The organism is Shewanella sp. (genome assembly GCF_051658185.1).
Classification (GTDB): domain Bacteria; phylum Pseudomonadota; class Gammaproteobacteria; order Enterobacterales; family Shewanellaceae; genus Shewanella.
The window spans coordinates 1-11,837 of sequence record NZ_JBOFMC010000101.1; the positions used below are offsets into that span (position 1 = coordinate 1).

The 11,837-nt window shown below is 46.5% G+C and carries 10 protein-coding genes; 3 read left to right on the forward strand and 7 right to left on the reverse strand.

Annotated elements, in window-relative coordinates; genetic code table 11:
• Positions 1 to 368: 368 nt before the first annotated feature.
• The 3 genes from purK to dauA all read right to left on the reverse strand — a co-directional run bounded on the left by purK (position 369) and on the right by dauA (position 3,965).
• On the reverse strand, positions 369 to 1,472 hold the full coding sequence (gene purK, locus ACRCZA_RS04285; RefSeq protein ID WP_438673237.1) for a 5-(carboxyamino)imidazole ribonucleotide synthase: 1,104 nt from the start codon (positions 1,470 to 1,472) through the stop codon (positions 369 to 371).
• Positions 1,472 to 1,963, reverse strand: a complete 492-nt coding sequence (gene purE / locus ACRCZA_RS04290; RefSeq protein ID WP_438673238.1) for a 5-(carboxyamino)imidazole ribonucleotide mutase — start codon at positions 1,961 to 1,963, stop codon at positions 1,472 to 1,474. The genes purK and purE overlap by 1 nt, the downstream gene beginning before the upstream one ends.
• 256 nt (positions 1,964 to 2,219) lie before the next feature.
• The gene (gene dauA / locus ACRCZA_RS04295; protein ID WP_438673239.1) at positions 2,220 to 3,965 is read right to left on the reverse strand and encodes a C4-dicarboxylic acid transporter DauA; all 1,746 of its coding nucleotides are present in this window, start codon (positions 3,963 to 3,965) and stop codon (positions 2,220 to 2,222) included.
• A 482-nt stretch (positions 3,966 to 4,447) separates the two neighbouring features.
• Here dauA and ACRCZA_RS04300 point away from each other — a divergent pair, with 482 nt between their 5' ends.
• The 3 genes from ACRCZA_RS04300 to ACRCZA_RS04310 all read left to right on the forward strand — a co-directional run bounded on the left by ACRCZA_RS04300 (position 4,448) and on the right by ACRCZA_RS04310 (position 6,526).
• A complete protein-coding gene (locus ACRCZA_RS04300; protein ID WP_438673245.1) occupies positions 4,448 to 4,996 on the forward strand; it encodes a sigma-70 family RNA polymerase sigma factor in 549 nt (182 codons plus the stop codon).
• Positions 4,989 to 5,744, forward strand: a complete 756-nt coding sequence (locus tag ACRCZA_RS04305) for a hypothetical protein (protein WP_438673240.1) — start codon at positions 4,989 to 4,991, stop codon at positions 5,742 to 5,744. The genes ACRCZA_RS04300 and ACRCZA_RS04305 overlap by 8 nt, the downstream gene beginning before the upstream one ends.
• 245 nt (positions 5,745 to 5,989) lie before the next feature.
• Positions 5,990 to 6,526: a hemerythrin domain-containing protein gene (locus tag ACRCZA_RS04310; protein ID WP_438673241.1), complete on the forward strand. Its 537-nt coding sequence runs from the start codon at positions 5,990 to 5,992 to the stop codon at positions 6,524 to 6,526.
• Between the two features lie 82 nt (positions 6,527 to 6,608).
• Here the strand turns inward: ACRCZA_RS04310 and ACRCZA_RS04315 are convergent, their stop codons facing one another.
• From ACRCZA_RS04315 to ACRCZA_RS04330, 4 genes are all read right to left on the reverse strand, one after another.
• Positions 6,609 to 6,794 carry a DUF3545 family protein gene (locus ACRCZA_RS04315; RefSeq protein ID WP_438673242.1) on the reverse strand — a complete coding sequence of 62 codons (186 nt, stop codon included), beginning with the start codon at positions 6,792 to 6,794 and terminating at the stop codon, positions 6,609 to 6,611.
• A 215-nt stretch (positions 6,795 to 7,009) separates the two neighbouring features.
• Positions 7,010 to 8,647 (reverse strand): glucose-6-phosphate isomerase, encoded by a 1,638-nt coding sequence (pgi, locus tag ACRCZA_RS04320; RefSeq protein ID WP_438673243.1) that lies wholly within the window; start codon positions 8,645 to 8,647, stop codon positions 7,010 to 7,012.
• Positions 8,648 to 8,667: 20 nt separating this feature from the next.
• The gene (gene tal / locus ACRCZA_RS04325; RefSeq protein WP_438673246.1) at positions 8,668 to 9,624 is read right to left on the reverse strand and encodes a transaldolase; all 957 of its coding nucleotides are present in this window, start codon (positions 9,622 to 9,624) and stop codon (positions 8,668 to 8,670) included.
• A gap of 260 nt (positions 9,625 to 9,884) precedes the next feature.
• Positions 9,885 to 11,003 carry an OmpA family protein gene (locus ACRCZA_RS04330; protein WP_438673244.1) on the reverse strand — a complete coding sequence of 373 codons (1,119 nt, stop codon included), beginning with the start codon at positions 11,001 to 11,003 and terminating at the stop codon, positions 9,885 to 9,887.
• Positions 11,004 to 11,837: the final 834 nt, after the last annotated feature.

The following is an 11,837-nucleotide window of genomic DNA, read 5'->3' on the forward strand; positions in this document are numbered from 1 at the left end:
TACCTATAAATCCAAGGCTTGGCTTGGCAAAGTTGCGACTAAGGTTGATGACAGAGCGAAGCGTTATGCCACGCAGTACCGTGGCTGCCAGAAGGAATTAGATGCCTCTTGGCTGCAGCGCTTGTTTTTTTAATTAAGCCTCCGTCACCATCGAGCTTGGCAGAGATGGTTAATTAGCTGTGTTCGTTGCTTAAACGAGTTTAACAGCGTTCGTTGCTTAGATCAGTCCGTCGTTTAGAGGCGTGGTCCGAATGCGACGCCTCTTTTGGAGTGTTCTTACCCAACGTGCTGAGCATCAACGGATATAACGGATATAACGGATATGCCGTGCTGGGCAATGGCATATCCGTTGTGCAGGCATGCTTCCGTCAATATTGCTGACGAGTAAACTCGGCCAATATCCAGGCGAGCGGGGCTTGGTATTGGCTTGGTAGCCACGCTTGCAGCGCACTGATACTGTCATGCAATACGGTTTGATTGGGGACGGATAAGTTCAAATGACCTACCTTGCGACCCGGGCGCACTTCCTTGTTGTACCAATAGAGTTCGGCATTGGGGAGGCTTAACCAGCGAGGATCATGCTCTATGCCGATCAAATTGACCATCACGCATTGGAAATTCACTTGCGGTGCAGGAATGGCGATGCCACACAGCGCCCTTAAATGCAGCTGGAATTGGTCCATGTGCGTGCCAGCCTGCGTCCAATGTCCTGAGTTATGGACCCGCGGCGCCAGCTCGTTGACGAGCAAGGTATCGCCTACGCGAAAACATTCCATCGCCATAACCCCAACGTAGTTGAGATCTTGCATGATCGTGCTGAGCATCGCTTCAGCTTGCGCTTGCAGTGGTGCTAATCGTGTTAAGGGCGAAATGGACGCCATTAAAATGCCATCTTGATGCAGATTCAATGTGAGCGGGTAAAACAGGCATTCCCCTGTGTGGGTGCGCACGCCGACTAATGACACTTCTTCATCAAAATTAATCGCTTGCTCAGCAATAGCGTGGTTGCGCCAGTCTGAGGGGATAACGCTTTCTTGTGCTTGTTTAAGCCAATGTTGCCCTTTGCCGTCATAGCCGCCGGTGCGGCGCTTCATTAATACTCGCGGACCATAGCGGTGGTATAGTTCGGCCAGTGGGGTGTGGTCATCGACCAGTGTCCAAGGCGCGGTGGGAATCTGGAGTTTATCGAGCAGGCTTTTTTGGCTGTATCTGTCGGCGAGGCGGGCAAATACTGGGCCGTTAACAAAATGTGGGTGGCGACTGAGTTGTAAACTTAGGTTGGATTCCGGCCACTGCTCTCGCTCTGCGGTGATAATATCCTCCGGGGCGATAGGCAGCACTTCGTCGGTCGGGGTCATAATGTCCACGGCACGCACATCGATAGCCAGTGGCGCACCAGCATGGGTTAACATCGCGCCCAATTGACCATTGCCTAACACCCAGACGGTAGGTTTTGTGTTCGACTGTGGCATTAGGCTTCCCTCGGATCCGGATTATCAAGTACCGCGCGGGTTTGCTGCTCTCTGAAGTCCTCTAAGCGAGCAGCAAGTTCACTATCGTGATTGGCTAATATTTGACAGGCCAGTAAGCCGGCGTTAAAGGCTCCCGCAGTGCCGATGGCTAAGGTGCCTACGGCAATGCCTTTAGGCATTTGGACAATGGATAACAGGCTGTCCATTCCTGAGAGCGCCTTGCTTTGTACGGGTACGCCGAGTACGGGTAAGCGAGTTTTTGAGGCTATCATGCCAGGCAAGTGAGCCGCACCGCCTGCACCGCCGATGATAATTTTAAAACCGCGTGTGGCGGCTGTCGCTGCAAACTCCATCAGTTTATCTGGCGTTCTATGGGCGGAAACCACCTCGACGTGATAAGGCACTTGCAGTTTATCCATTATTTCAGCGGCGGCTTCCATTGTGGGCCAATCACTCTTTGAACCCATAACTACAGCAACAAGGGCTTGCATGGTAACTCCTTAACTCACTAATTTTAATTATATTTTACCTTAGGGTAGGTCTAGGTATTGCAGATGTTCACTCATCCGCCCTCGGGCGGAGGCATCATGGCAGCGAATAATATCATGTAAACCATGCTTTCTGGCGTTTTTTGCGTATTCAAATAAGGCCGTTAACAGGGATTTTGTGTTCGCAAATTGGCGGCGGGTAAGGCAAGACTATCGGTACTCGCCCCAAGGCGTTGCGCCTTGGGGCGTTAGGGCGCGATTAAGTCGATGGCACCTGCTCAGGGACGACAGGCGCTTCGCTTAAGGCCTCCCGCAAGGTGGGATAAAATTTAAGCACTCCGTCAATAGGCTGAATTTTGGCCCGCGCCAGGGTGCGAATGGGTTGAAATTGCAAATCGGCAATAAGCAGTTTGGTATTATTTTTTTGGCATTTATCAATTAGCTTGGTTAAGGCGGCTAAGCCGCCAGCATCTAAGATGGATACGCCGTCTAGGTACAATAGGATAACTTGCTTATTGTGGGTGAGTGTGGCGATTTCAGCAAAAATCCTATCGGCTGCGGCAAAAAACAGCGGGCCATTGATCTTCAATACCGCCCAGTCCTCCGGTAACACTTGCTCGACATAACGCTTATTGCTGCTGATATCATAAAGCTTGGTCATTTCGGCAATTTCTCGCATAAACAGCAAGGCGGCGAGAATAATGCCGACACTAATGGCGATCACCATATCGAAAATCACCGTTAGCGCAAAACAACTTAAAAAGACTAAGATGTCGCTGGTGGGCGCGGTTTTCAGTAAATGAAGTGCTTTAGGGGCCTCACTCATATTCCACGCCACGACCAGTAACAGCGCCGCCATGGCAGACATGGGTAAGTAGGCCAGCACTCCGGCTAAAGCCACTAAACCGATTAATACCACTAAGGCATGGACCATTGAGGCTATCGGACTTTGGGCGCCCGCTTTGACATTTGCCGCGCTGCGCGCAATGGCAGCAGTGGCTGGGATCCCACCAAAAAACGGCGTGATGATATTGCCAATGCCTTGGCCGAGGAGTTCGCTATTGGCGCTGTGACGTTTGCCGGTCATTCCATCGAGCACGACCGCGCACAGAAGCGACTCAATTGCCCCTAACATCGCGATAGCAAAGGCGGCGGGTAATAAGGCCTGAAAGGTGCTGAGGTTAAGTTCAAAGGGCTGGCCGTTGACTCCTGCTTGTAGCCAAGGCCATTCGAAACTCGGTAGCACCGATGGAATACCCATGCCAATGCTGCCATCGGGTAATTGGTACTCAAAGCGCGTGCCGATAGTGTCGATATTGGCCCCCATGGCATTGAGTGCTAAAGCAACCAGGCTGCCTAGGATGATTGCCGGGAGATGGGCTGGTACAGGGATGTTTAGTTTTGGCCAGAGCAACATAGTCCCAAGGGTAAGCGCGGCGACCAATAAACTTGGCAGATGCAGGGTTGGCAGTGCTTCAGTGAGCAGCATGAGTTTGGCAAAATAGTGTTCAGGCATCTGCTCAAGCTGTAGGCCAAAAAAGTCCTTTAACTGCAAGGTCGCAATCACGACGCCAATGCCGGCAGTAAAACCTAGGGTGACAGATTCGGGAATATATAAGATGAGCCGCCCCAAGCGCAGTACGGCCATCGTCACCAGCATAATACCGGACATGACAGTTGCGATGAGTAGTCCGGCGAGACCAAATTGCTGGGCGATAGGAAACAGCAATACCACAAACGCTGCCGTGGGACCGGAGACGCTGAAACGTGAGCCACCAGTCATGGCAATAATAAAGCCACCAATAATTGCGGTATATAAACCGTATTGTGGCGGGACGCCACTGGCAATCGCCAGCGCCATGGCCAAGGGGATGGCAATAATGCCAACGGTCAGCCCCGCCATAATATCTTGCCCAAAAGCGGTTAGTGAATACGGCTCTTTTATGCAGGCTTGAGTAAGCGCGTGCGCAATTTTTAATGAAAATAAATGAGCTGAGTGTGACACAGGGGATCCCGTAGCATTGCGTAGATTAAGTTAAGTATTCTAGTTCTCAATTCCTCTTCTCAGTGTGACCTATACCATAAAAAAGAGTTGATTAACTTTAGCTTACCGCATACATGTGCTCAACAAGATTGCCAATCTTGTTTGCTGCTAGCAGGGATATGGACTGGCTAGCGTTGCTGTTTAAGGTGTTGGCTTCAATAACGCCCAGTGCGATAGCCAAGGGCGGTTATCGGGGGGATCGTGCCGCCAAGGGAAGGAGCTTAATATCAGATCCTCATGTAAAGACATACCGCAAATGCATAATGTCATCGCTGAGCGCAGGATTGCTGCGCAAGAGTGCGCCTGAACGATTACAATAATGACATCCAAAGGAGGGCGTCCAACATGATGAGGAGCCACACGTGCCATTAGCAAGATTGCAATCATCAAGCTCGCCATCGGTTGACGATGGATTTGAGCCAGAATACACGGATGAGCGATTGATGGAGTGTTATGCCCAAGGGGATACCAGCGCATTTGAGCGGCTTTATCTTAAGCACAAAGGGCCGCTGTATCGTTACTTTCTGCGCCAGATATCCGACAAGCAATTAGCGGAAGATTTATATCAAGAAACCTGGAGCCGGGTGATCCGCGCTGCGGCGAATTATCAACCGAGTGCTAAATTCAGTACCTGGCTTTATCGAATTGCCCACAATTTGTTGGTAGATCATGTTCGGGCGGTCAAACCTGTCGATTTAGCTTGTCGTGAGGCCAGCGCCTTACTAGACACGTTCGTCGGCAATGAGCAATATCAACCAGATGTGCAGTGGCAAGTGCTGCAACAAAGTCGGTTGCTCAAACACTGCATTAACATGTTGCCTCAAGTACAAAAAGAAGCGTTTATTTTGAATATTGAGATGGGATTTACCGCCGTGGTGATAAGCGATATCGCTGGGGTGACCCTTGAAGCCACTAAAAGCCGGATCCGTTACGCCTACCATAGCCTAAAAGCCTGTGTCAGTAGCAAATGGCAGGAGACCTGTGATGACTAATCCCTCTTCTCCCTCTGCGGACCCTGCTTGTGCAATGTCACCCGAGGAGCGGGCTTTGCAGCAGGAAGTGTCGACTTGGTACCATCTGCAAGCGACTGAAATGCCTCCAAAGCAGGTTGATGAAGACATTTTAGCCTTATCGCGTAGCCAGCTTTCGGCGCTTAACGTTGCCCATATTCCAGCGCCGCCCTTTTGGCAGCGCTTGCCATGGGCAGTAGCCAGTGCGGCCTCCTTAGTTGTACTCCTTGGTTTGATGATGTTTAATCGCCCGCAATTTGACCAAGACATGCCAAGGCCGTTGGCTGATAGCGCGGCAGCACTACCGGCAGAGCCGCCTGCCATGGTAGCTCAGGTCATGGAAGCTCAGGTGATGGAAGCCCAGCTCCATGCTGCCCAGCCAGCCCCCATGCAAGCCCCTATGTCGGCTAAAGCCCCTCAGCTCGTCCAAGCACCACAGCTCGCCCAAGCGCCTCGCTCTGAGGGCCGTCATGCACCAACAGGTAGCGTCACTGCTGAGAAGGTGCAGTTGTCTTTAGCTGAAGCCTTAAAGCAATTGCAGTTGCTTATTGATAATAAAGATTTTTTCCAAGCTTTAGCCTTAGAGCAGCAGATACTCGCAGAGTACCCGGAGTTAAATAGCTTAAATAAGGTGTCTGGAGATAATGTTGAGGCCCACAATGGCGTGACGGCTCAGCTTTGGAAGGAATTTAACGTCATACAACAACAATTGCATCAAGCTGTGCGCTAGTTGAAGGCGCTGGGGTGAGGTATTAGGCGAACACTTGGGATTGTTCGAGGTCGCAGGCGCTTATATTCGCCGCGCCGTTAAATTGGCTATTGATTTGTTGTCGTTATGTTTGCGCAGGCATTATTGTTTAACCTGTAACTTACTTGATCAACATCATACAGCCGCCAGTATTTAGCCTGCTATATTGTGAGTTGATATATGGCTTGGCTAGTCTCAAAACCTTGGGCCCATCTTCAGGAGGCGATATGCTTAACAGACTCATGTATGACCATAAACATATAGCAGTACTACTAAATGTATTGAAAAAAAAACAAAATAAATTAGCTGAAGGCGAGGCGATTAATTTTAGTGTAGTTCGAGACATTGTTGAGTATATGCAAAGTTATACTGAGCGCAGCCATCATCCGGTTGAAGATATCATCTATGGTTATTATTTAGCCCACAAAGCGAATAATGAACTCCATGATCTTCGCTTGCAGCATGACGTGCTGATCCAAGCCTCGGCGACTCTCATGAATACCCTCAATTTAATTTTGAGTGATATTGTTGTGGCCCGAGGAAAACTGATTAATGACTTTGCAGAATATATTGATCTCCAAGAACAGCATATGTTGATGGAAGAGCGCGATATTTTCCCGCTACTGACCCAGCATTTGACTGAAGAAGACTGGCAACGGATTGCTAAGGAATGTCATTCTTCATTGATAGATGATCCACTATTCCTTGACCGCGAACATCGAGCCTTTAATGATTTGCGTGCGTACCTAGATGCTGCCGATTAAGGTGGCAAGAGAGACAAAAAAAGCGCAATTTGCGCTTTTTTTTGTATTTTAAATATGAGTTTACATCATATAAAACAGATTGTTACAACTGGATTGCGTCAATATCGTAGTCAAAGTTAGTATCAATTTCTTGTAATTCCTTGAGCAAACGATGCTTATCCTTTAACGCTTCAATCTCTCGCCACTTACGCTTCTTATTGGAGCCTCGCGAGCGATCGGGTCTTTCGATGACTTCATCTAGCGCACAACCATAATCTAAGCGATCCATGGTAACCTCCTGTTGTTGTATGTTTTGTCAGCGATTAAATAACATATTTTCAAAACAGGGTGCAAGAATTATGTTTCATTTGTGTTAACTGTAAATGAAATTTGGATGATGATCCGTATCGCTAGGGGGAATGGCTAAAGGTGTTTAACGCAATAAATAGAATAAAAATATAGACATGCAATAAAAAAGCCAGCATTTGCTGGCTTTTTGTTCGATTAGAGTTTGCCCTGACGGAAAAGGTTAATCAGGCCATTACTCGATGCGTCTAAGGTACTCGACGCTTCACTTGCGCCGATACGTGAGAGCACATCGTTGCCAAGATTTTTGCCTAACTCAACTCCCCATTGATCGAAGGAGTTAATATCCCAAATCGCACCTTGAACAAAGGTTCTGTGCTCATAAAGGGCGATTAGCGCGCCTAAGGTCTCAGGGGTCAATTTATTCATTAATAGCGTGTTACTGGGTTTGTTCCCTGGCATCACTTTATGTTTTGCAATCAACTGTTTTTCAGCAGCAGATAAAGGGCTGTTAGCAAGTTCAGCTAATGCTTCTTCGAAGGTGCGGCCCTGCATCAGCGCTTGGGTCTGCCCAAAACAGTTTGATGCCAACTGAGCATGATGTTCGCCAATAGGATTGTGGCTTTGCAAAGGCATGATAAAGTCGGCAGGAATAAGCGCTGTACCTTGATGTAGCAGCTGGTGGTACGCATGCTGCCCGTTAGTGCCTTCGCCACCCCAAATGACTGGCCCGGTGCTGTAATCCACATCGGTACCATTTAAGGTGACTGATTTACCGTTACTTTCCATATCCAGTTGTTGGAAATATGCCGGTAGGCCACGTAAATAGTGATCATAGGTCAGCACGACATGTGACTGCGCATTAAAGAAATTACTGTACCAAACTGACAATAACCCCATAATGACGGGCATATTTTCAGCCAGCGGCGCATGGGCAAAATGTTCATCCATTTGATGCGCGCCGCTGAGTAAGGCTCTGAAATGATTCATTCCAATCAGCAGGGCGATCGGCAAACCAATCGCAGACCACAGGGAATAGCGCCCGCCTACCCAATCCCACATTGGGAAAATATTATCGGCATCGATCCCAAATTGAGTCGCTTTATCGACGTTGGAAGTGACCGCCACAAAGTGTTTCGCCACATCCGATTGTTGCCCACCCTTGGCCAAAAACCATGCTCGGGCGGTGAGGGTATTGGTCAGGGTTTCTTGGGTGCCAAAGGATTTGGACGACATGATGAATAAGGTGGTTTCAGGATTGAGCAGCTTAAGCTTTTCACTTATCGAAGTGCCATCAACGTTGGCCACAAAGTGACAGGTTAAGCGCTTATCCCAATAAGGGCGCAGTGCTTGGGAGACAATTTTGGGTCCTAGGAAAGAGCCGCCAATCCCAATGCTGACAACATCGGTGATTGGTTTATCGGTATAACCTTTCCACTGGCCAGAGGTAACTGACTCGACAAAACGCTGCATTTTATCGAGGGTTTGCTGTACTTCTGGGACGATATCTTGACCGTCAGCAATCACTTGCTGAGTTGCAACGCTGCGTAATGCGGTGTGGAGCACGGCACGTTTTTCGGTGTTGTTGATTATTTCACCGGCAAACATGGCATTAATTTTTGCTTCGAGTTTTACATCTTTGGCTAGCGAATACAGCAGTTCTAGTGTTTGTGGCGTCGCTCGATTTTTAGAATAATCTAAAAATAAACCACAGGCAGATAGCGACATCTTATTAAAGCGAGTCGCATCATTGGCAAATAAATCCCGAAGGTGAGGAATGGATTTGCTGTGCTGAGATAACGCGTGCCAAGTAGAGCTTTGGGTCAATAATGTCATCAAATCGTCTCCGAAGATGCTTAGTTTGCCAGTTTTGCCTTGAGCATGATTTCCAGTTTGCCTTGGTCGATGGCGAAATTACGGATGCCTTCTGCCAGTTTATCGACCGCCATCGGATCTTGGTTGAAGTCCCAGCGAAATTGCGCTTCAGTAAGCGGGGAATCGGCATTCGCTTTGACGGTGGCAGGGCGTAGTTTAGGCTGAATGTGTATTTGAGAGTTAGCTAATTCCTCAAGCAGTGAGGGGCCTATCGTTAAACGGTCACAGCCAGCGAGTTCGATTATTTCACCAATATTTCTGAAACTCGCGCCCATGACAACGGTTTTATAATCATGCTGCTTATAATAATTGTAAATTTCAGTGACAGACACCACACCAGGGTCATTGGCCGCATCATAATCTTGACCTGTGTCTTTTTTGTACCAGTCGAGTATCCGGCCAACAAAAGGGGAGATCAGATAAACACCTGCTTCGGCACAAGCGCGCGCCTGAGCAAAACTGAACAGTAGTGTCAGATTACAGTTAATTCCGGCCAATTCCAACTCTTTAGCGGCGCAAATGCCTTCCCAAGTTGATGCCAATTTGATCAAAATACGAGATTTATCAACACCCGCTTCTTGATAGAGGCGGACCAATTTATGGGCCTTGGCTATGGATTTTTCTTTATCGAATGAAAGGCGGGCATCCACTTCAGTAGAAATACGACCCGGAACCAGTTTGAGAATTTCTACGCCAATATTAACTGCAAGTTTGTCACTAGCGTCATCAATTTGCTGTTCAAGATCAGTGCTCTGGGATTTTGCCCAAGCAATTGCATTATCAATTAATGCACTATATTCAGGAATTTGAGCGGCTTTTAAGATCAATGATGGATTGGTGGTCGCATCTTCAGGTTGGTAGCGTTTTATGGCTTCAATGTCGCCAGTGTCAGCAACGATGGTAGTGTATGACTTGAGTTGCTCTAGTGTATTTGCCATGAAAAACATCCTTCTCAGGTAGCTATCTAAACTTGAAATGTACTGATGACTATTAGAAGCGATTTTAGCAATTTTTCCAACCTGGAATGTAAAAAAATTACAAAAATGATAATGTTTTGTCGCTGTTAACCTTATGGGGCGGTATCGTTTAGTCACGCGACTAAGGTCATGTCGTACACTGGATAAGATAAGCGGTAAAATAAAAAAGTCGCTGCAAGCAGCGACTTTTTTATTGGCTTACTAATTGCCTTACTAAAGGATTACTTCAGTACAGGTTGTTTAGTCGTCGTGGTCACGATAGCTTCGATGCGGCGGTTAGCTGCATGAGCTTCTTTTGAGTTACCAGCAACAATCGGTTGAGTGATACCGTAACCGTTAGCAGAGACACGGCTTTGGCTAATGCCAAACTTGTCAACCAGGATTTTAGCTACAGCATTTGCACGCTTGTCTGACAGAGTCATGTTGTATTCTGGTTTACCTACGTTAGAGGCATGACCAGCGATTTCAACAGTGAACTCAGGGTTTTTGTTCAGATAGTTTGCTAATCTTTCGATATCTTTATAGTAAACTTCTTTAACTACTGCAGAATCGTTAGCAAATTGGATTGAACCCACGTCTTCTTTGTTTTTTACATTTTCGTAGATTGAACAGCCTACAGAATCCACTTTATGGGTTTCTGGTGTCGCTGGACATTGGTCTTTATCATCGTAAACACCGTCGTTATCAGAATCAACTGGCGCTGTAACAACGGGCGCAACAACTGCTGCTACCGCAGCTGGAGTGCCAAAACGATAGCTTAGTTCTAGACCCCAATAGTTACTGTCAGCATTGACAGGAACAATGGCATTACGTGCGTTATCATCTAAGTTTTCATAACGACGGTATTTTGCTTGTAACTTCAGATTTTCAGTGAAATTGTAGCCAACACCTGCGCCAAAATATGGGGCAAAGTCTTTCTCGCTATAAGAGCTAGATTTGCCATTAAAGCTTTGGCTGTTTTCTAGAGAGTAGTACATTGCGCCCGCTTCTGCTGATAAGCTCCAACGGCCGCCAAGTGGTAATACACCAACTAAACCAAGAGTTGCACCTTTAGCATCTGCATCGTTGCTAATGCCTGCATAGGTCCAATCGGCATTACCTAGATCACGATAGCCGATTTCTGCACCAAAGTAGTCATTAAACATATAGCCAGCAAATACGTCCCATGCGTATGGGTTATCATCGCCGTCTTGGGTTGCAATGTGTTCGTAGTTATTAACACCTAAACCTGCACCAACGTACCAAGGTGTTAAGTCTTGAGCTGCGCTGGCAGCCAGTGGAAGCATTGATGTCAATAAAACTACTTTTAATGTGTTCTTCATCATTTTATCTAAGTCCATTGTTTATGATTCTCCACCAATCATGCTTTGCGGTTTTTATGCAAAACATTGCTAGCACTTAGTGTGGGGGATCCTTTGATATAATAGCCAGCTTCTCATTATTACTTGATTTGTTATCTTTTTCCAGTAGTACATCTTAAAATGTTATAGGAGGTAGCCGCGAAAACGCGATATTTGCAGCTAACAAGGTTTATCTAAACGGTTTTTGTGTTGCCAATATGTTGCCTCTGAGGGCCGGGATCCATTCAGTATTTGATGAACCGCCGCTGAGAAATACTCAATTGATACGTTAAGTTTCTTATTAAGGCCAACCTTGTTGCGGTTGGTTGCTTGTGAATCAATATGTTAGCCGTTGAAGTGGTGTGATTGTTATTTGAACGATGAGCTATGCAACGGATTCTTTATACTAACCTAGCCTGTGTTATCAATTATGTATTATTTAGATATCATATTTTTAAATCGTGAATGCTTTCAACGTGATTTTTTTGTTACTGATGAGTGGTGTTTTTGTGTTGCCACTTTAGTTGGCTTTTGATTTACTTGATTTAAATGTGAGATTTGCTTTGTGTGATGTTTTAATTTGTTGAATGTTGATTGGATATGTATGAATATGTAATGGAGTGTCGCTCTTAATAAAGATATCTGTATGTTGTTATATATTGCTTATGGTAAATGGGTGAGCATTTGCTTTTATGGAGTCTTAATAATAACTTTGTATTTTATCATCCTAAATGAGGTTAGGTATATTGGTTTTATATTTATAAGTGTAGTTTGTAAATCTATTTTATATTCATGGTTTATCTATTGCCGATTGTGTCGTTGTTGTGCCGATGA